This window comes from Chryseobacterium polytrichastri (assembly GCF_900142445.1).
GTDB lineage: Bacteria > Bacteroidota > Bacteroidia > Flavobacteriales > Weeksellaceae > Chryseobacterium > Chryseobacterium polytrichastri.
Map to the genome: position 1 here is coordinate 137579 of NZ_FRAV01000006.1, position 19542 is coordinate 157120.

Below are 19542 nucleotides of genomic sequence, written 5' to 3' on the forward strand. Positions count from 1 at the left end.
ATTAAGTAAGAAGGTTAGTTTTTTCGTCCGGGAAAACAATCTTCGGCTGAAAATCCTTCGCTTCTTCAGGTGTCATCTGAGCATATGCTATAATGATAATAATGTCGTCCTTCTGAACTTTTCTGGCAGCAGGACCATTCAGACAAACTTCTCCTGATTTTCTTTTTCCTTTAATAACGTAGGTATCAAAACGCTCACCGTTATTCACATTTACGATATACACTCTCTCTCCAACTACCAAACCGGCACCTTCAATAAGATCTTCATCTATCGTTATACTTCCAATATAATTAAGGTCTGAAGCCGTAACTCTTACCCTGTGTATCTTAGACTTGAAAACTTCTATTAACATACTGCAAATTTATTAATAAAAATTAAATAAAATAAGGTTTTATACCATTTTTCAAACTCTCAGATACACAGTTATTTAATTTTAAATTATTAAAATATCTTCAGTTTAATTGCAGAATTTACAAACATATTATCAAAAATTTAATTCTTTTCATCCAATTTTGGATTTGATAAACACAAAAAATAATATTAACTTTTCGCTAAAGTCAATACACATAAGCATTTGGCATGATTTTAGTAACGGGTAACGTAGATTTTACGTGAAACATCAAATTATCATATTTTAACTGATTTCACCCAAAATCAAAAAAATTATACATATTTTTATAAAAAAATTGCACAATTAGAAAATAGTATTATATTTGCTATAATTACGAACTAACTTTAATATTAAAAATTATGAACAAGTCTGAATTAATCGACGCAATTGCAAAAGATGCAGGTATTACTAAAGTAGCAGCTAAAGCGGCTCTAGAATCTTTCATCAGTAACGTAACTTCTACTTTAAAGAAAAAAGACGGAAAAGTTTCTTTAGTAGGTTTTGGTACTTTCTCAGTAGCTGAGAGAGCGGCTAGACAAGGTATCAACCCTGCAACTAAAAAGCCAATCAATATTGAAGCTAAAACTGTTGCTAAGTTCAAAGCTGGAGCTGATCTATCTACTGCTGTAGCTACTGCAAACGTTCCTGCTGCCGCTGCTAAAAAGAAAAAATAATCATTCAGATTATACAAAATTCAAACCTCACCGATTGATGAGGTTTTTTTATGTCTTATTGTTTAAAGATGCTTTGAATATGCTCAGCATTACATTCCTAATAACAACCGCTTTATTCTAATCATTTTTTAGCGATATCCATACACTAAAAATATATTCAAATTATGGTGCTAAACGGGAAATTTTCCAGTCTAGATCATCTAAAGTATAGATAATTCTATCATGTAACCTGTTGGGTCTCCCTTGCCAGAATTCAATTTCATAAGGTTTTGCGATGTAACCGCCCCAATTTTCAGGTCTTGGAACTTCACTATTCTCAAACTCCTTTTCCAAGTCTTTTAATTTTTCTTCCAAAAATTCTCTGTTAGGAATAATCTCACTCTGGGGCGAAACTGCGGCTCCAAGCTGACTTCCTTTGGGTCTGGAATGAAAATATCCATCACTTAAGTTTTCAGCAATTCTTTCCAGATTCGCTTTAATGATAATTTGTCTTTCCATATTTGGCCAGAAAAAATGAAGACAAGCTTTATGGGTTTTCTCTATTGCTTTACCTTTTCGGCTGTCGTAGTTGGTATAAAAAATGAAACCTTCAAATGTATATGCTTTCAGCAGAACCATTCTTGTTCGCGGGCAACTATCATCCTCTATTGTTGAAACAGCCATAGCATTGGATTCGGAAATAGCCGGATTCTCACTTGCTTCCAAAAACCAGTTCCTAAATTGTTCTATTGGATTTTGTTTTATCTCACTTTCAATAAGTTGGGATTTATCGTAAACTTTTCTTTGGTCGTGCAGGTTTTCCATAAATATTTTTTATTAAATTTGAGTATGAATTACTCATACAAAGGTAAAATATTAATTTCCACACCTGACATTTCCGGGGATATTTTTTCCAGATCTGTAGTACTCATCGTTGAACATAACGAAGGCGGTGCATTTGGGTTGATATTAAACAAGAAAAACAACCAGATGAGTGGTAAGTTCAAAAACTTTTTTGACTTTAAAATTGAGGTCTATGATGGCGGTCCTGTGGAAAACGACAAGGTCTTCTTTATTGTGAAAGGTAAAAAAGTTACAGAACTCTATTCTGACATCTCGGATGAGTTTTATTTAACGGAAGATATAGAGAATATCATAAGCTCCGTTCTTAGTGGAGAACTGAATATTGATGATGTTAAGATTTTCTCTGGCTATTCAGGTTGGGCAGCTGATCAGTTGGATCAAGAAGTTGAAAGAAAAATGTGGACTGTGGTTGACATCTATAATTTAGATTACACATTACCTAATGATCAAACCTTATGGAAATCTATCATGCAAAATTTAGGCGGAGAATATCTTCTTTGGGCCAATTCACCTGAAGATATTTCACTGAATTAAATCATACTATTATTCTAATAAACAAGAGATAAAACATTAACAAACTTTAAGATTCTCTTAACCAATTTTTTGGAAAATAATCCCGTTATTTGATAAACCAAAAACAAGAAAATGAAAGTACTTACAAACCTTATTTTATTTTTCTTTCCAAGAGTGAATGTCGCTCTAATTCCTATTAAAACAAGACGAAAATTTAAATAAGCAAAAAAAATTGCTCAATAATTCGTGGAGTAATTCCAGTGAATTATTAAACAATACAATTTCTGATTTATTCAGAATAAAACCCGGTAAAGGACTTTGGAACTTTTGTTGTTTACCGGGTTTGTCAATTTAAAAACTTTTCTTCCAGCTTTCTACTAATTCTAAGAAGCGAGCGTTTCCAAAAGTCTTATTTCTTATTTTACCTACAGAAAATATGCCTTTCTCATCAGAAATCATTAATATTTCTTCTGCCTTCTGAGATTCAAATGCAATAATCTCGTGTTCTTGGGTATCTGCAAGTTTATTTTTATGTAAAAAAGTTACAAAATTCTCTAATAAAGGAGAAATGTAAGCCCCTTCAGATTGCTTTGGAACTTTTATCACATCACCTTCTAAAAATAATAAATTTCCAGATGTGGAACGTGCAATTCTTTTATTAGGATTAAGCAGGATCACATCATCCAGATCATTTTCCTGAGCGTAAATTTCACCATAGATATTTTCCGAGCTATGAACTCTGATATTGCTCAACAAATTATTATTAACATTGATTTCTTTAATTAAATCAAGATCCAATGGTCTTTGATGTACAGACAGGATATCATCCATTTCATCAACTTCATAAAAATATGAAACTGATGACTTGGACAATGTAATACCGTCTGTATTTCTGAAAACCTGGAAGTTAATAATTCCGTTATTTATTCCTTTTTCTTCAATAATATCTTTTTGAAAAAGCGACTGAAAAAATTCCAACGTGTACGTTAGTGGAATATTCAGTCTCATTTTTCTCATGGAAGCCATCAAATAAAAATAACATTCTTCATCCATGATCAGTTTTCCTTCTCTTATAAAAAAAGAAACCTTCACCGCGTCTCCCATAAGAAACGCTCTATTCTTTACATTTAAGTCGTCTGATGTAAAATATTGATTTTCCAATGCCAATCTGAATTTATTATAAAAAAAATAATGAACGATAAATCGTTCATCAGTTTTATCATGGAGTACAGCTTACATTAAGCTGCACCTAATTTAATTTTAAGGTTCTCAATAAGGTTCTCCCAATACATTGCGTTTTCCTCTTCATCTCCTTCTTCACAGAAATCTGTAATATTCAAGGCTAAGTCCTCAGTAATATCGTCAATAGTAATGGTCATTTCAAAGAAATGCTTAGTTCCTTCATCTTCTTCCCATCTGAAACGAACGAAGCCTTCAGGCTTATATCTTATCAAAGTGGCCTTTTCTTCAGGACCCCCACCCCAACTGAAAAAGAAATCGTCGCCTTTCTCTACTACCTCATCCGCAAACCATTCAGACAACCCCTCCGCAGTCGCCAGATATTCATATAAAATCTCTGAAAGACAATGCATTGGAAATTCGTAATGGACTTTATGTTTAGCCATATAATCTTTGTTTTAATCGTCCCGCAATATATAAATTAATTTTTTTATTACACAAAAAACTAAATACATTTTTGTGCAATCTTCATGATATTTATCACAAAAATTAAATGCTTGTTTAACTTGTTCTTTAAACTGATACTTAAAGCATTAAAAACAATGGTATATTTTCTGTTGAGAGCCTTTTTTTGTTTTACTTTCCGTCTAAAACCTGTAAAATAATACCACATCCTTCTCTAATCTCATCAAGTGAAAGGGTAAGTGGTGGAGATATTCTTAAATATTCATTTCTGTATAATTGCCAGAAAACAATAAGCCCTTTATCCATACATTTTTTAGCTACTTCCAGTGTATATTCCGGTGAACCTAGATTTACAGCCAGCATCAATCCTTTCCCATTGATATTTTTAATTTTCGGATGAACTAACAGCTCTCTGAATAACCTTTCTTTTTCATCCACTTCATTCATCAAACCACTTTCCAACACTTCTTTTAAAGTGGCGTGACTTGAAGCCGCAATTAAAGGATTCCCTCCAAACGTTGTAATATGGCCAAGTTTAGGAGAATGAGATAATGACTCCATAATTTCTCTTGAACTCATAAAAGCCCCCACGGGAACTCCACCTCCCATTCCTTTTCCCATCACCAAAATATCCGGAACAATACCGAAATGCTCAAAAGAAAATAACTTTCCTGTTCTTCCGAATCCCGGTTGAATTTCATCTAAAATTAAAAGTGCCCCAACTTCTTCACATCTCTTCTTTAGCTTAATTAAATAATCATCATTCGGAACTAAAAATCCGGCAGCTCCTTGAATGGTTTCCAAGATAACGCAAGCTGTTTTTTCGGTGATCTTATCAAAATCATTTTCATTATTGAACTCGATAAAAGAAATCATAGGCAACAACGGACGAAATTCTCTTTTATGCGTTTCATTTCCTGAAACACTTAAAGCACCGTGTGTATTTCCATGATAAGAATCTTTAAAAGAAACAATTTCTTCTCTTCCCGTATATCTTTTAGCTAATTTCAAACTTCCATCAATAGCTTCTGCTCCACTATTAACCAAATAGGTAATCTCCAACGGATCCGGAGTAGCTTCTGCTAATAATTTACATAATGCTACCGGCTTTTCCTGAGCATATTCTCCATACACCATGACATGAAGATATTTATCTGCCTGTTCTTTGATTGCATTAACAATTTTAGGATGAGAATGTCCCAATGTATTGGCAGAGACACCCGCTACAAAATCAAGGTATTTTTTTCCGTTTTTTCCATAGATATAACTCCCTTCAGCTTTTTCAACCTCAAAACCTGCTGCAAATTTTGTGGTTTGCGCTTGGTATGTAAAAAAATCCTTTTGTATTTCCATTTTGTAAAATTTTAGCAAAGCTAAAAAACATTCATTAAACGCCGAAATTATCGTGACAGAATAAAAAAATCACTCTTAATTTTTCATTAAGAGTGACCCACCAAATCACAAAATATTAATATATATTTCCACTAATCACAGTGAAAAAAAACTCAAAAAAGGATCTTGCTCAAATGCTTGTTACAAGACTCTTTCATTGCATTAAATATATAAAATAATATCATTCATTATAAGAATAACTCAAACTTTAACATCAAATTTTAAAAACAATATATCTCATTATCATTTGAAATAAAAAATCACCAATAGAAAAGCCCGTATTAATAAATGTTTTTCATTCACAAAATTTTGAATAATTATAAAAAATAAATTTTGAAAATATTTGAAATCGTTTATATTTTATACAGAAAAAAGCCCATTTCCGAGATGAAAATGGGCTTTTTTTAATTGTAAGGTCTTCACCTTTTTATCTTTCAGTAGTTATTTTCTGGTACGTTTAGGTTTTTTAGCTTCTTCTTTAGCTTTCTCTTTGTCTATAGCTTCTTGAGCCTTATCATAAAGAGAACTTTCAGTTTCGTACTTTATTTCCTCATAATTTGGCGTATCTACCAATATATCCTGCCATTTCCTTATCTTATCCTTTGTATTCCAGTTAAAATCTGGGAACTTACGTTTGGATGGCTCAATCTTACTCATCGGATAGGTATCTGAAGTAGCTCCGATATTACAGGAAACAATCTGCATTACTTTTTCCTCAAATAAAGCATCTATAATCCCGCAAGACGTAAGAGAGATCCCGATTCTTTCAGGTTGCTTTGTAGCCTGATCAACATCATCAGCATAGCTTATTGCCTGTGCATTTCCTATTACCGTAGCTTCTTTAATATCATTATTCTGATAATGAACAGTCATTAACCTTCCTTTTACTTGGTTAAATTCATCTTTCATACTTAATGAATCAACCTTGCTAATTGCAAAGGCATTTCCTTTTACTTTTAATGAATCTATATTTTCATTTTGAGTGTTAAAATAGGCTTCAATTTTATCTCCTGTCACTTGCTTTTCTCCACTCCAAAGAATAGGTTTTGTAAACATGTGCATAACACCGTCGGTTTCATTAAAAGCAAGAGAATCTGCTCTTCCCTGAGCGTTAGATTTATAGAATCGTCCTTTTCTGAAAGCCCTTAAGAAGCTTTTTTTAACTTTGATATCTAAAGAATCAGGTCTTTGGTAAGAAATAATTTTTTCTGCCGCAAAATACATTGAGTCTTTTTCAAACGCTTTTACTGCATAAGGATTCTTGGTCATCATCGCAGAATCTTTCTTTTCAAAAATTTCTCCATAACCTCCTTTTATCCATCTTCTTTCTTTTGGATCATCTAAGGTTACATTACCTGTAGCTTTTCCAAAACCTGTCAGCTGATTAAAATACATATCATCACCGGTAAGAATCTTATCATTATAAAAAATCTTAGAATTTTTATTAAGAAAAGCTTCTTTGGTGTTCATTTTATAAGTCCCTCTTTCAGTGTAAACACGGTTTTTGGGATTTGCACGATTGGTAATCGTAGTAGGTCCAAAGAACTCTGCGATCTTCGTAAGCTGATTTTGTTTGATATTGGGTCCTTCTATGATATAATCCGGACTATCAATTTTCACATTCCCAACAAAGTCTATTAGTTTTGTATCTAAAAAATACGTTGCAGATTTTGTGTACATTGTATTCTGGGCATCAGAAATAGTACCTCCTGTATTAAAATATGCCTGATTAGCAAGCTTATCATAATACAAAATCTCTGTTTTAATTGTCTGTTTAGGATCGGTAAGTATTACATTTTTTCTGGCAACCCCTTTTTGAGTGTTTCCATCATACTCCATCTCACCTGCAGTAATTACAGAACCATCTGGGTTTTGAAGCCTTGCATTTCCTATTGCTTTTACAAAATTTTCTTCATCATATAAAATCACTTCATCAGCAGTAAGAATAGAACCTTGATGCTCTAATTTTACATTACCCTTCATATAACGGTTACCGTCATACATTTTAGGATCTTTAATAATTTCATCAGCATTGATGATTTTTACCTTATCCTCAGGCTTTGCTTGCTGAACCTGTTGTGGGTTCTTGACTGGATTTTGTAAATACGGATCCCTTTGCGCAGGCTTTTGTTTGTCTTGCGCAAGAGTAATCGTTGAAATAAAAATGAATAGGAAAAAAAACAGTCTCATTGATTAATCATTCTTAGTGCCATAAAAATATAGCGAATGAGAATCAATTTTTACGCCAAATGCACCTTCAATTGCTTCTTTAATTCCCTGAATTCTTGGATCACAAAATTCTATGATCTCTTCTATTTCCTTATCTGAATCTTTTTTGTAGATCACCAAATGGTCATGCTGCTTATCAAAATAAGACTTCTCGTAAGATGAGGACGTTAATGTTTTTTCTCCAAACTGATGTTTACGAATCAGCCCTGCATCAAGGAAAATTTCGATTGTGTTGTAAATGGTAGCTTTAGAAACATGATATTTCTTTTGCATCATCAAAAGATACAGATCATCCACATTAAAGTGATGATCCATACCATAAATCTCTTCTAATATTGTATATCTTTCAGGTGTGTTTCTGAAACCCTTTTCTAATAAGTAGTTTCTTAAAACATCTTTTATTAAAGCAATATTTTTTTCTTTTTGTAAAGTATCCATTAAAAAAATTATCTACAAATTTATCGATTTTTATTTAAACAAAATATCAGACTCTTTCGTTAAAGGATATTAACTATTGTGGCGTAAAAATTCTGCCTGTTCAATTTTATTATCATAAACCGTTAATTCTGTAATCGGTGCAGATTCCACCACTACATTGTGTGAGGTAACTCCCCATGATTTGAAATCATCACTTCCAATATACTTCACAAAGTTGTATATATTAAGTGTAATTTTCTGTTTAACAGTTAAAAGTATATCGTTGATATAGGTATTGTCTATTACCACATATTTTAAATCTGGCGGGATATTATGAGCTCTTAGAGAAGGGTGGCTACTTTTTGACGGAATTACACCATCCGCCATCAAATCCTTTAAAACCATATGGAAATAGTCATTAATTCTTCGGTCAACCTTAAACCCTAAAAGGAAGTTCACTTTATAAACCGTTCCTGGTAAAATCTCATCAACTGTATATTTAAAAGTAAATGGATCTTCCTGATTTACAATACTTAGAATAAAATAATGATCTGCTCTTTTCGGCTGTTTCTTAATGATAGAATAAATAATTTTAGATTCTACTTCATCATTTCTTTTAGCTCTGCTTAAATAGGCAAGATTGGTAGCATATTTAGGAATAGTTTCATCCAATTTCATATCCTTAATAATTGAAACATAGCTGTCTATCTTTACAAAGTTGATGAACTTAGTTTTAATTAATCTTCCGTTATACCAAGCGTACATACAAACTCCGATGAATCCTGCTAAGATAACTGTGATCCAACCTCCTTCGAAGAATTTGATAATATTAGCACTAAAGAATCCTAATTCGATAGATAAATAAACTAAAGCGAAAAATAAAATTAACAATTTATTTATTCTGTGTTTTAGCAACCAGAAAATTAACAATATGGTTGTCATTAGCATCGTTACTGTAATGGAAAGACCATAAGCCGCTTCCATTTTCCCCGATTCTCTAAAGTGAAGAACCACAATGATACAAAGAATAAGAAGTCCCCAATTGATTCTTGGGATATACATTTGTCCTTTAACTCCGGAAGGATAATCAATTTTTTGATTAGGCCATAGGTTAAGTGACATAGCCTCAGAAAATATGGTAAACGAACCTGTAATCAAAGCCTGACTCGCAATAATTGCTGCAGCAGTCGCTAAAATTACTCCCGGAACGATCATCCATTCTTCCATAATTCCAAAAAACGGATTTACTACAGAGAAACCAGGTTTCGCATAATTCGTTAAAAGCCAAGCCCCTTGCCCAAGATAATTTAAAATAAGCATGATCTTAACGAAGGCCCAACTCACTCTAATATTTTTAGCACCACAGTGCCCTAAATCTGAATAAAGAGCTTCTGCACCAGTTGTACAAAGGAAAACAGCTCCAAGAATAACAATTGCACTCGGAGAGTTTACAATAAGCTTGTAAGCATAATATGGATTGAAAGATCTTAAGATCTCAAAATTCTCAGTTAAATGCATAACTCCTAAACCTCCCAACACCAAGAACCAAACCACCATTACAGGGCCAAAAAACTTCCCAATAAAGCTTGTTCCAAATTGTTGCACAACAAAGATTAGAATCAGAATTCCAATAGTAATTGTAACAACAGGTGTATGAGGGTTATATATCTCTAGACCTTCAATAGCCGACATTACGGTAAGTGAAGGTGTGATGACACCGTCTGCAACCAATGCGGCGGCACCAACAATTGCTACAAGGTATAGCCAGCCTTTTTTAAGATTTTTAACTAATGAAAATAAAGCTAAAATACCTCCTTCCCCTTTATTATCTGCCCTTAAGGCAATGATAACATATTTTACGGTAGTTTGAAGGGTAAGCGTCCAGATGATACAAGAAAGAGCGCCTTCTATATATTCATTGAAAGGCATATTACTACTTGCACCTCTTGCATTCACAATTGCTTTCATTACGTAAAGCGGTGATGTTCCAATATCTCCAAAAACAATTCCTAAAGAAACTAGAACCCCAAAAAAAGAAAGTTTTTTAATGTCAAAATGATGACCACCTTCTGTAACTTCTGCCATATCAGCTTATATATTTTAAGTGCGCAAATTTATACTAAATTTATGACCTTAGGTGCTTTTCTTCATGCATAGAATAAATGAAAAAGCTTCCTTTCGGAAGCTTTTTTCTATTATATCTATTTAACGTACATCGCATTTTTGATCTCCTCTTTCACTTTTTCAAGTTTAGGGAACCATTCTGCAAATAATGCAGCTGAGTATGGTGCAGGAGCATCAGGAGTAGTAATTCTCTTGATTGGCGCATCTAAATAATCAAATGCTTTCTGTTGTACCATATAGGTAATCTCAGAAGAAATAGACGCAAACGGCCAAGCTTCTTCTAAAATAACTAATCTATTTGTTTTCTTTACAGACGTTAAGATGGTATCAAAGTCTAAAGGACGAACTGTTCTAAGGTCAATAACCTCTACAGAGATTCCTTCTTTAGCCATATCTTCAGCAGCCTGAATAGCCAACTTCATGATTTTTCCGAAAGAAACTAAAGTTACATCTGTACCTTCTCTCTTGATATCTGCTTTTCCGATTGGTAAATAGTACTCTTCTTCAGGAATTTCCATTTTATCACCATACATCTGCTCAGATTCCATGAAAATGATCGGGTCATTATCCTGAATAGCTGTTTTCAACAATCCTTTCGCATCGTAAGGATTTGAAGGAACTACTACTTTAAGACCAGGAACGTTTGCAAACCAGTTTTCGAAAGCCTGAGAGTGTGTAGCTCCCAATTGTCCTGCAGAAGCCGTAGGACCTCTGAAAACGATCGGACAGTTCCACTGACCACCACTCATCTGACGGATCTTAGCCGCGTTATTGATAATCTGATCAATACCTACTAATGAGAAATTGAACGTCATATACTCTACAATTGGTCTGTTACCATTCATCGCAGCACCTACAGCAATCCCTGTAAAACCAAGCTCAGCGATTGGTGTATCGATTACTCTCTTAGGACCAAATTCATCCAACATTCCTTTTGAAGCCTTATACGCACCATTGTATTCTGCAACTTCCTCCCCCATTAAAAAGATGGATTCGTCTTTACGCATTTCCTCGCTCATTGCTTGCGCAATTACCTCACGAAAAGTATATTCTGCCATATTTATTTGAAAAATTTAGACTACAAAAATAGTGTTTTTTTATTATTAACATAACAAAATTGAAATCTCATTGAGTGAAATATGGCTTTATTCATTTTATTTAAACCTCGTTTTCCTCTACTTTACTCAATTCTTTATAATTTTTCTGGAGATCAACGAGTATTTTCCCGTATGTTTTTTTGTAAATTATATATAATAAGTATGTCGTAATAATTAAAACCACTCCAAAGACTATATAATTTCCAAGTTCAGGAGTCATGCGTTCAGAATTCGTAGTATGAAGATTATTATGATTATATCCATCATTAAGCCCAGCCATGAAATCTTTGGTATTATGTTTAAAATCAATACTATTCATCAAAATAATCAAAAGGAAAGAAATTCCGGCATATCCAAAAATTATTTTTCTGGTATTTAAAATACTTTTCATTAGTGATATTGAGCTTTCTTCAGTTTTCATTTTAAAATAAAAATAAATAATCAAAGCAAAAAATACGGCAAACAAAACAATTCTGAGGATAGGAAGTTCTTCGTCAATATATCCGTAAATTGCCCAAAGAACAATTTCTATTAAGCCTATTAAACATAAAACTCTGGTAACCGAAACAGATTTTTGTTTTATCATTTCATAAAGTTCTTTTTCTGAATAGTTTTTAAATTCATCAGATTCTTTATTCCAGTCTTTCTTTAAAAGTTCTAATTCTTCCATCTTATTTTGTGTTGAGTTTTAATTTTAAATTGTTTTTGGCTCTATTCATTTTCACTCTAGCATTTCCTTCTGTTATTCCGAGAATCTCCCCAATTTCTCGATAAGGTTTATCCTCCAGATACATCATGATTAATGCTTTTTCAATATCTGAAAGTTCATAAATTGCCTTGTACATCTTTTTAAGTTTATATTCATCATCTTCATAGGTTTCATATTCTATTTTTAATGATGAAATATCTATATCCGAATGTTGAACATCTTTTTTCTTAGGCTTTTTAAATAATGTAATTGCTGTATTCAAGGCTACACGATACATCCATGTTGAAAATTTTGCTTCCCCTTTAAAACCCGGGAAGGACTTCCAAAGCTGAATGGTAATTTCCTGAAAAAGATCTTCATGATCTTGTACATTATCGGTGTATATCCTGCATATCTTATGTACAAGCCTTTGATTTTCTTTCAAAAAATGTATGAATGTCTTTTCCAAATTTGTGGTCATATACTATAAGTGTGCACTTTATTTTTTCGTTACAGATTTTTGCAAAATAAAAACGGCATCTCAATAATGAAATGCCGTTGTAAATTGTATAATAAACTTGATTAGTTAACTTTCTGCCAAGTTTGAGATCTTCCCATTAAAGATATTCCTACATATCCTCTCACATTTAACAGATCTCCGCTTTTTGTGATTGTACATTTATAAGTTTTCCCGGTTTTAGGATCTGTAATTGTTCCTCCCGTGAACTCATCACCATCTTTTTTCAAACCTCTAATGATTTCCATCCCTAAAATTGGTTTGTTTTTTCTGTCGTCTTTACAATCTACACAATTAGGATTTGCTGGTTTTATTAACAATTGAGAAACCTTCCCATAATATTGATCTCCTTTTTTATAGATCTCTACGATAGATTTTGGCTGTTTAGTTTCATCGTCAATTGTTTTCCACTTCCCTTCAATTTGTGCAAAAGATAATACACCAAATAAAGAAAATACTAATGTTAATAATAATTTTTTCATATTTCTTATCGTTTTAATTCCAATACAATATTTTGTTGTCTATATTAATGCTAAAAATATAAATTAATTTCAAACAAACAAAAATTTTTATTATCCAAAGCATATATAACAATATAGATACCAATTTTCAGAATTAAACACGTATTAAACGTTAATATAATTTTCTATTGATAATCTTATTCATGTAATCCTGATACCATGCTTTAGCAATCTGTTGACCTTTTTCAGCCTCTGGATTATTCTTCAACTGATCCATCAGATTCTTTTCTAAACCAAGATCTGATTTATCAAAAATTCCCACTACGTTTTTACCATCAAAGCGGTAAATGTAATTTCCAATCATAAACTGTTCTACAGTACCATCTGAATTCGCAATAATAGCAGGATATTTTTTATCGCTTACCAAACTTCTTCCCCAACTTCTTATTCTTTTATTATATCCTATAAGATCAGCCAAAGTTGGATAGATGTCAATCTGTTGTGCTTCTTCAGTATTTACTCCTTTTAAATTATATTCAGGGTTTGGCGAATACAAAATAAGCGGAACTGCGAAACGATTCATTGCCTTCTCGTATTCAGGATAGTAAATTTCATTAGGATGATCTCCTGTGAAAACAAAGATCGTATTGTTATACCAAGGTTGTTTTTTAGCCGTTTCAAAATACTTTTTAATGGAATAATCAGTATATTGAATAGGCTCATGCATTTGATTTTTCCCTTTTTTGAATTTACCATGATATTTTTCAGGAATTTTGAACGGATGGTGAGAAGATGCTGTAAAAACTGTCGCCATGAATGGTTGAGTTTTTCCCACATTTTTAGCAAAATACTGTAAAAAAGGTTCATCCCAAATAGCCCACATTCCATCGAAATCTTCATCGTGATTATATTCTGTTTTTCCGAAGTAATGTTTAAAACCCAAAATATTTCCAAAGCCTAAAAAGCCCATAGAACCGTTGGGTGCGCCATGATAAAATGATGTATCATAGCCTAAATCATTACAAACCGAAACAATGGACTGTATTTTCTGATTAGAATACGGTGAACTCGTAAACGCATCCGTAAGACTAGGAATACTCGCCAGAACACTACTCATCCCATGAATAGATTGTCTCCCGTTCGCAAACATATTAGGAAAAATCAAACTTTGACTTGCCAGACTATCAATAAACGGAGTATAAGAAACATAATCTTTTATATTTTTATCTTTATTAAAAGCTCCGGAATATTCTCTACCGAAAGATTCAACAATGAAAATTACAATATTAGGCTTATTAGCCACTTTTCTATCGTAAATTTTATAAGGCTGAATATTTTCATCAATAAATTTTTCATCTACAAAATGAACTTCCTTAAAATTATTTGTATTTAGGGTTCTGAAAAATGAAAAAGTACTATTCAGAACAAGATTTCCCTGTGATGGAACTTTTACAAAGCGGTTTGCATCCACCAAATTGATTGGCCTTGTACTATGTTTGAAATCCCCACGAATTCCACCAACACATAAAACCGCAGTCAAACAAAGCGTAACGATTGATAAAATAAAATAAGGAATTAATTTTACAGGTTTGCGTTCTTCAATTTTTACTTTTTTGTAAAGGAAAATCCACAGCCACATCAACACAACAAACCATATTAATATAAAAGGATTTTGAACAATCGAAGCTGTAAAAACTTTGAAAATATTAGATTCGTGTTGCGCTACCTGAAGCGCAGCAGAAGTCAACCTTGTCTGCGCAAACTTAAAATACACAAAATCACCAAAATTCATGGCATAAGCAATACCGTTTGTTACAAAATACAACCAGAAAAGCACTTTCTGATAGCCTTTCTTGGTATTAATAACAATCGGAACCAAACTTAGCAGAATAAACAGTGCATTCACATATAAAATCGCCGTTGTATCAAACGCAATCCCGTGAAATGCCAAGCCGAAATAATCGGATACAGAATCAACTTTTATCAGTTCTTTATTGAAATACCAAAATAAAAATCTTGCAATCTGATAAAAAAAGTATGCTAAAAAAATCCGGTATAAAAGTACCAGAACTTCCTGTTTTCTAAATTCTTTAAAAAATTTCATTTGGCAAATTTACATCAAATTCATATTAATCTATTTTTTAGTGCATAAAATTTTGAGTTAGAATTTTCAAAAACAGTAATTTTGCGATTATGAATTTCATTAAAAATAATCTGGCCAATGCATTAACGCTAGCCAATCTATTTGCTGGTTGTGTGGGTGCCATTCATCTTATTTTAGGTGATTATCAGACGACTGCGATCTGCCTTATTCTTTCTTCAATATTTGATTTTTTTGACGGATTTGTGTCAAGAGCCTTAAAATCAAATTCAAATCTAGGACTTCAGCTGGATTCTCTTGCTGATATGGTGAGCTTTGGTTTGATTCCCGGGTTAACAATGTATAAAGCATTAGAACCTTTCGGAACCGAATTATTAGGGCTTCACCTTCCTTTTGAAATCAAATATTTCGGATTGCTTGTTACTCTTTTTTCTTGTTTAAGACTTGCCATTTTCAATCTGGATGAAGAACAACGCTATTATTTCAAAGGATTAAATACACCAACCAATACCGTTTTACTTTTTGGCCTGTATTATGCATTCAAAGAAACCAATTCTTTCAGTTTCCTTTTTGAAAATGAACTGTTATTGGTTCTGTTAACCATTATTACTTCTTGGTTGTTGATCAGCCCAATAAAAATGATGGCAATGAAATTCAAATCAAAAAAGATTCAGGATAATTATGCTAAACTCATATTAGTCGTAGGCGGAATTGCTATTTTGGCTATCTTTCAGATCGTTGGAATTCCAATGCTTGTTATTTATTATATATTAGTATCATTAGTATTTCAAAAACAACTTAGTTAGAAATTAGATGCTAGAAGCTTTTAATCACATCATTTCAAATTAAATATATTATCAAATTTTCAAATTAAACAAAATGAATTTAAAACTATATAAACCTCTTTGTATTTTTGACTTAGAAACAACAGGAACCAATATTGCTAAAGACAGAATTGTTGAAATCTGTATTTTAAAAGTAAATCCTGATGCTTCAAGAGAAAGCAAAACATGGAAAGTAAATCCTGAAATGCCAATTCCCGTAGAATCTAGCCAAATTCACGGAATTTATGATGAAGATGTAAAAGATGCTCCAACTTTCAAAGAAATCGCTTCAAAAGTAATGGAAATGATTTCAGGTGCTGATTTGGGTGGTTTTAATTCAAACAGATTTGATGTTCCTTTATTGGCAGAAGAACTTTTAAGAGCTGAACTTGATTTTGATTTAAGTAAATTTAAACTTGTTGATGCTCAAACCATCTTCCATAAAAAAGAGCCTAGAAATTTAGGCGCTGCTTACCAATTCTATTGTGGAAAAGTTCTTGAAAATGCACATTCGGCTGAAGCTGATGTAATGGCAACTTTCGAAGTTTTAGATGCTCAGATAGGAAAATATGATGATATTCCGAATGAAATTGCTCCTTTAAGTGAATTCACTTTCCATAATAAGAATGCAGATTTAGCAGGTTTCATCGGTTATAATGATAAAATGGAACCCGTTTTCAATTTCGGAAAATATAAAGGTCAGGGGGTAAAAGCAGTATTCCAAAAAGATCTTGGATATTACGGATGGCTTCAAAATGCCGATTTCCCTCTTTACACCAAGAAGGTTTTCACCAAAATACAATTGTCAGGTAAATTCTAATCATATGTCAGAATTAGTTAAGTTTAAATTTTACGAGACTGCTCTTGAAGCCAATAGAGATAAACAGATCTTGACTGAAAATGAGATCAACAGCTTCATTGCTAATGAAAATCTTATTCAATCGGATTGGTTGCTTTCGCAGGCTGTAGGTGGAATTCAGTTGCAGGTTTTTGAGGAAGATGTAGAAAAAGCAAAAGAAGCTTTACAGAATTATGCAGAAAATGAAAAAATTTCACTAGAAGTAGAACATACCATTGCAGATCCTAAGTTTGATTTTGTATGCCCAAAATGTGGTTCCAACCATATTTACAGAGACGACAGCGCAACAAGCTTTTTTGGTGTTTCTCTTTTAACAAGTCATAAATTCATCTGCTATTATTGCGAGAACGAGTTTACGCATTAACATAAAAGTATGAAGATTGCTAAGCGAATCTTTATGTATATCTTAATAGGTGTTTTATCGATACCTATTTTTGTTATTGCTTACTTTTACATCACATGGAAAAGTATTATCATTGATGAAAACTTACCTAAACAAGCAATTTATAAAACGTTTGATCACCAAAAGCAAGAATCTATTTTTGGAGGAGAAAGTGATAAAAATAAAACAAATAATTTTAGAATAAAAATAGATAGTTTAGAGGGCCAATATTTCAGTTGTTCAGTCTATAATTATAGGCCTTTTTTGAAAATATATCTTTCGATAGGAGATGGATTTAGTGGTGGTGGATATGATATTGACATTGTAAATAACAGATATAAATTATCTCCTTATTATTATACGGATGTTATAAAACCTTTTGATTTTTTTGAAAGCGAAGAATATTATAAAATTCTAAATAAAAAGCTAATTCTTAACAAAGATTCTTATAAAAAAGGGGATAGTATTTTTGGATACATCGAGCTAAAGATCCAGAAAAGATACGGACCAGAAAAATATTTCGAAGAAGGGAAAGGATATTTTAAAGCAGTTGTTGAATAAAATCATTAACATTAAATAAAGTTGAGATTCATTTACTTCGGCAAACTCAGTACAGGTCTTCACAATATCCTTACTGCTCTCTACTTCTTTTGTTTAGGTACTCTTTTCAATATGACAAACGAAATGATGATTTGATGGTGATAGACTGAAATAAAGACTAAAACCCTAGCCCCGATTGCAGCGGCATCCTTTTGTGTAGCGCAGCGGAACAAAAGATAAAGCGGAAAGCGGGAAATTGCTTCAAAAATAAATAAAACAGCTATTCAAAAAAATAGTTCAATAGCTAAAAAATAAAGTAAAAATAATTGTGAGATTGCTTTACTTCGACAAGCTCAGCATAAACTTGCATTCGCTTCTCGCAATGACCTAAATAAAAAGTTATGAAAATAATCTGCATCGGAAGAAATTACAGTGAACACGCGAAAGAATTAGGAAACGAAATTCCTGAGAAACCCGTTATTTTTATGAAGCCCGATACCGCGGTTTTGAAAGGAAATGATTTCTATATTCCTGAATTTTCAAATGACGTTCATTATGAACTGGAAGTTGTTTTGAAAATTTCAAAAGGGGGAAAATACATCCAGAAAGAAACAGCTCATAAACATTATGAAGAAATTGGGTTGGGAATAGATTTTACGGCTAGAGATCTTCAAAGCGAGTTAAAATCTAAAGGTCTTCCATGGGAGCTTGCCAAAGGTTTTGACGGTTCTGCTGTGGTTGGAAACTTCTTTAAAAAAGAGAATTATAATCTTGACGGTCTTCAATTTTCATTATTAAAAAATAAAGAAAAAGTTCAGGACGGGAATACAAAAGATATGATCTTTTCATTTGATGATATCATTGCATTTGCTTCTCAATATTTCACGTTAAGAGTGGGTGACCTTATTTTCACAGGTACTCCAAAAGGGGTTGGAAAAGTAGATGAAAATGATATTTTGGAAGCTTATCTTGAAGATGAAAAAATTCTGGATATCCGAATATTATAAGTAATTTAATACCAGGTCTAACAATTTTTTGCTATCTTTAGATAACAAAATTAAAGGTTATGATAAATATTGTACTGCCCGTAGATTTTGGGGATAAAACAGAACAGCTTGTAGATGGGGCTATAAAATTCGCAAAAGAAATCAACGGTAAAATTTTTCTAATTCATGTTGCACCTTCAGATATTGGTTTTGCCATCGGAGATATGGGATTTCAGTATTTTCCTGAAGTGGAAGCTAATGAAATAAGGGAAGAATTGGTTCAACTAAATACAATTGAGCAAAGAATTATCGCCCATAATGTAGATTGTGAACACCTTTTGAAGCAAGGAATTGCAAAAGATATTATTCTGGAATACTGTAAAACAAAAAATGCCAATTACATTGTAATGGGATCACACGGAAGAAGTGGCATCTATGATGTATTTGTAGGAAGTTTAACCAAAGGATTGACGAAAGATTCTCATATTCCTGTTTTGGTACTTCCAATCCACGAGCACACTCATTAAATTTTAATCGTTACTCATAAAAAAACCGACCAAACACTTACGTTTTGATCGGTTTTTTACTATATAACCAATTAATTAACCTTCTTTTTTGTAGATCGTAGGATCATAATAAGGGTTTTTACCCTCTGTTGGAGAATAGTAGTCTTTATCTTTATCACCACCTAGTGTCGCTACTAGTACATAGCACCAATATGTGAACATCACACAGCAAACAGCAAATAAGATCCAGTTTAAAACATTTCCGAAAGACTCAAAAAAGCCGAAAGACCATTTGAAAACTTTGCTTAAGAATAGAAAGAAAGACGTCATTATTTTCCTTTTTTAAATTAACTT

General features: G+C 32.5%; 22 protein-coding genes. 8 read left to right on the forward strand and 14 right to left on the reverse strand.

Annotated elements, in window-relative coordinates:
• Window position 1 precedes the first annotated feature (1 nt).
• The gene (gene panD, locus BUB80_RS05515) at window positions 2-352 is read right to left on the reverse strand and encodes an aspartate 1-decarboxylase (protein ID WP_073291686.1); all 351 of its coding nucleotides are present in this window, start codon (window positions 350-352) and stop codon (window positions 2-4) included.
• A gap of 398 nt (window positions 353-750) precedes the next feature.
• On the opposite strand from panD, the gene BUB80_RS05520 reads away from it, so the two are divergent.
• Window positions 751-1065 carry an HU family DNA-binding protein gene (locus BUB80_RS05520; RefSeq protein WP_073291688.1) on the forward strand — a complete coding sequence of 105 codons (315 nt, stop codon included), beginning with the start codon at window positions 751-753 and terminating at the stop codon, window positions 1063-1065.
• Between the two features lie 162 nt (window positions 1066-1227).
• Here BUB80_RS05520 and pdxH read toward each other — a convergent pair whose 3' ends face one another.
• Complete coding sequence (gene pdxH / locus BUB80_RS05525) at window positions 1228-1869, reverse strand: pyridoxamine 5'-phosphate oxidase (protein WP_073291690.1); 642 nt, start codon at window positions 1867-1869, stop codon at window positions 1228-1230.
• Window positions 1870-1893: 24 nt separating this feature from the next.
• On the opposite strand from pdxH, the gene BUB80_RS05530 reads away from it, so the two are divergent.
• Window positions 1894-2442, forward strand: coding sequence for a YqgE/AlgH family protein (locus BUB80_RS05530; protein ID WP_073291692.1), 549 nt, complete (start codon window positions 1894-1896; stop codon window positions 2440-2442).
• 330 nt (window positions 2443-2772) lie between these two features.
• On the opposite strand, the gene BUB80_RS05535 is transcribed toward BUB80_RS05530, so the two are convergent.
• From BUB80_RS05535 to BUB80_RS05585, 11 genes are all read right to left on the reverse strand, one after another.
• Window positions 2773-3582 (reverse strand): aminotransferase class IV, encoded by an 810-nt coding sequence (locus BUB80_RS05535; protein ID WP_073291744.1) that lies wholly within the window; start codon window positions 3580-3582, stop codon window positions 2773-2775.
• Window positions 3583-3659: 77 nt separating this feature from the next.
• Complete coding sequence (locus tag BUB80_RS05540) at window positions 3660-4046, reverse strand: START-like domain-containing protein (RefSeq protein ID WP_073291693.1); 387 nt, start codon at window positions 4044-4046, stop codon at window positions 3660-3662.
• 190 nt (window positions 4047-4236) lie between these two features.
• On the reverse strand, window positions 4237-5412 hold the full coding sequence (locus BUB80_RS05545; protein ID WP_073291745.1) for an aspartate aminotransferase family protein: 1176 nt from the start codon (window positions 5410-5412) through the stop codon (window positions 4237-4239).
• 486 nt (window positions 5413-5898) lie between these two features.
• Window positions 5899-7647 (reverse strand): OstA-like protein, encoded by a 1749-nt coding sequence (locus BUB80_RS05550; protein ID WP_073291695.1) that lies wholly within the window; start codon window positions 7645-7647, stop codon window positions 5899-5901.
• Between the two features lie 3 nt (window positions 7648-7650).
• Window positions 7651-8124 (reverse strand): Fur family transcriptional regulator, encoded by a 474-nt coding sequence (locus BUB80_RS05555; protein ID WP_073291697.1) that lies wholly within the window; start codon window positions 8122-8124, stop codon window positions 7651-7653.
• 69 nt (window positions 8125-8193) lie between these two features.
• On the reverse strand, window positions 8194-10188 hold the full coding sequence (locus BUB80_RS05560) for a KUP/HAK/KT family potassium transporter (protein ID WP_073291698.1): 1995 nt from the start codon (window positions 10186-10188) through the stop codon (window positions 8194-8196).
• 116 nt (window positions 10189-10304) lie between these two features.
• On the reverse strand, window positions 10305-11285 hold the full coding sequence (locus BUB80_RS05565) for a pyruvate dehydrogenase complex E1 component subunit beta (protein ID WP_054510417.1): 981 nt from the start codon (window positions 11283-11285) through the stop codon (window positions 10305-10307).
• Between the two features lie 100 nt (window positions 11286-11385).
• The gene (locus tag BUB80_RS05570; RefSeq protein ID WP_073291700.1) at window positions 11386-11994 is read right to left on the reverse strand and encodes a hypothetical protein; all 609 of its coding nucleotides are present in this window, start codon (window positions 11992-11994) and stop codon (window positions 11386-11388) included.
• 1 nt (window position 11995) lies between these two features.
• Window positions 11996-12493, reverse strand: coding sequence for an RNA polymerase sigma factor (locus tag BUB80_RS05575; RefSeq protein ID WP_073291702.1), 498 nt, complete (start codon window positions 12491-12493; stop codon window positions 11996-11998).
• A gap of 101 nt (window positions 12494-12594) precedes the next feature.
• A complete protein-coding gene (locus tag BUB80_RS05580) occupies window positions 12595-13011 on the reverse strand; it encodes a DUF2147 domain-containing protein (RefSeq protein ID WP_073291703.1) in 417 nt (138 codons plus the stop codon).
• Window positions 13012-13162: 151 nt separating this feature from the next.
• Complete coding sequence (locus tag BUB80_RS05585) at window positions 13163-15094, reverse strand: LTA synthase family protein (RefSeq protein WP_073291705.1); 1932 nt, start codon at window positions 15092-15094, stop codon at window positions 13163-13165.
• A gap of 89 nt (window positions 15095-15183) precedes the next feature.
• On the opposite strand from BUB80_RS05585, the gene BUB80_RS05590 reads away from it, so the two are divergent.
• The 6 genes from BUB80_RS05590 (at window position 15184) to BUB80_RS05615 (ending at window position 19209) form a co-directional block, all read left to right on the forward strand.
• Window positions 15184-15897, forward strand: coding sequence for a CDP-alcohol phosphatidyltransferase family protein (locus tag BUB80_RS05590; RefSeq protein WP_073291707.1), 714 nt, complete (start codon window positions 15184-15186; stop codon window positions 15895-15897).
• A gap of 73 nt (window positions 15898-15970) precedes the next feature.
• The gene (locus BUB80_RS05595) at window positions 15971-16735 is read left to right on the forward strand and encodes a 3'-5' exonuclease (protein WP_073291709.1); all 765 of its coding nucleotides are present in this window, start codon (window positions 15971-15973) and stop codon (window positions 16733-16735) included.
• A gap of 4 nt (window positions 16736-16739) precedes the next feature.
• A complete protein-coding gene (locus BUB80_RS05600) occupies window positions 16740-17138 on the forward strand; it encodes a putative signal transducing protein (protein WP_073291711.1) in 399 nt (132 codons plus the stop codon).
• Window positions 17139-17147: 9 nt separating this feature from the next.
• Window positions 17148-17717 carry a hypothetical protein gene (locus tag BUB80_RS05605; protein ID WP_073291712.1) on the forward strand — a complete coding sequence of 190 codons (570 nt, stop codon included), beginning with the start codon at window positions 17148-17150 and terminating at the stop codon, window positions 17715-17717.
• Window positions 17718-18097: 380 nt separating this feature from the next.
• Window positions 18098-18703, forward strand: coding sequence for a fumarylacetoacetate hydrolase family protein (locus BUB80_RS05610; RefSeq protein WP_073291714.1), 606 nt, complete (start codon window positions 18098-18100; stop codon window positions 18701-18703).
• Between the two features lie 59 nt (window positions 18704-18762).
• Window positions 18763-19209 (forward strand): universal stress protein, encoded by a 447-nt coding sequence (locus tag BUB80_RS05615; RefSeq protein ID WP_073291715.1) that lies wholly within the window; start codon window positions 18763-18765, stop codon window positions 19207-19209.
• 75 nt (window positions 19210-19284) lie between these two features.
• Here the strand turns inward: BUB80_RS05615 and BUB80_RS05620 are convergent, their stop codons facing one another.
• Complete coding sequence (locus BUB80_RS05620; protein WP_073291717.1) at window positions 19285-19518, reverse strand: DUF6341 family protein; 234 nt, start codon at window positions 19516-19518, stop codon at window positions 19285-19287.
• Window positions 19519-19542: the final 24 nt, after the last annotated feature.

Excerpts from the sequence above, each read along its gene's own strand:
- panD (WP_073291686.1), bottom strand. The coding sequence starts at position 352 with ATGTTAATAGAAGTTTTCAAGTCTAAGATACACAGGGTAAGAGTTACG.
- BUB80_RS05520 (WP_073291688.1), top strand. The coding sequence starts at position 751 with ATGAACAAGTCTGAATTAATCGACGCAATTGCAAAAGATGCAGGTATT.
- pdxH (WP_073291690.1), bottom strand. The coding sequence starts at position 1,869 with ATGGAAAACCTGCACGACCAAAGAAAAGTTTACGATAAATCCCAACTT.
- BUB80_RS05530 (WP_073291692.1), top strand. The coding sequence starts at position 1,894 with ATGAATTACTCATACAAAGGTAAAATATTAATTTCCACACCTGACATT.
- BUB80_RS05540 (WP_073291693.1), bottom strand. The coding sequence starts at position 4,046 with ATGGCTAAACATAAAGTCCATTACGAATTTCCAATGCATTGTCTTTCA.
- BUB80_RS05550 (WP_073291695.1), bottom strand. The coding sequence starts at position 7,647 with ATGAGACTGTTTTTTTTCCTATTCATTTTTATTTCAACGATTACTCTT.
- BUB80_RS05555 (WP_073291697.1), bottom strand. The coding sequence starts at position 8,124 with ATGGATACTTTACAAAAAGAAAAAAATATTGCTTTAATAAAAGATGTT.
- BUB80_RS05560 (WP_073291698.1), bottom strand. The coding sequence starts at position 10,188 with ATGGCAGAAGTTACAGAAGGTGGTCATCATTTTGACATTAAAAAACTT.
- BUB80_RS05565 (WP_054510417.1), bottom strand. The coding sequence starts at position 11,285 with ATGGCAGAATATACTTTTCGTGAGGTAATTGCGCAAGCAATGAGCGAG.
- BUB80_RS05570 (WP_073291700.1), bottom strand. The coding sequence starts at position 11,994 with ATGGAAGAATTAGAACTTTTAAAGAAAGACTGGAATAAAGAATCTGAT.
- BUB80_RS05575 (WP_073291702.1), bottom strand. The coding sequence starts at position 12,493 with ATGACCACAAATTTGGAAAAGACATTCATACATTTTTTGAAAGAAAAT.
- BUB80_RS05580 (WP_073291703.1), bottom strand. The coding sequence starts at position 13,011 with ATGAAAAAATTATTATTAACATTAGTATTTTCTTTATTTGGTGTATTA.
- BUB80_RS05585 (WP_073291705.1), bottom strand. The coding sequence starts at position 15,094 with ATGAAATTTTTTAAAGAATTTAGAAAACAGGAAGTTCTGGTACTTTTA.
- BUB80_RS05590 (WP_073291707.1), top strand. The coding sequence starts at position 15,184 with ATGAATTTCATTAAAAATAATCTGGCCAATGCATTAACGCTAGCCAAT.
- BUB80_RS05595 (WP_073291709.1), top strand. The coding sequence starts at position 15,971 with ATGAATTTAAAACTATATAAACCTCTTTGTATTTTTGACTTAGAAACA.
- BUB80_RS05600 (WP_073291711.1), top strand. The coding sequence starts at position 16,740 with ATGTCAGAATTAGTTAAGTTTAAATTTTACGAGACTGCTCTTGAAGCC.
- BUB80_RS05605 (WP_073291712.1), top strand. The coding sequence starts at position 17,148 with ATGAAGATTGCTAAGCGAATCTTTATGTATATCTTAATAGGTGTTTTA.
- BUB80_RS05610 (WP_073291714.1), top strand. The coding sequence starts at position 18,098 with ATGAAAATAATCTGCATCGGAAGAAATTACAGTGAACACGCGAAAGAA.
- BUB80_RS05615 (WP_073291715.1), top strand. The coding sequence starts at position 18,763 with ATGATAAATATTGTACTGCCCGTAGATTTTGGGGATAAAACAGAACAG.
- BUB80_RS05620 (WP_073291717.1), bottom strand. The coding sequence starts at position 19,518 with ATGACGTCTTTCTTTCTATTCTTAAGCAAAGTTTTCAAATGGTCTTTC.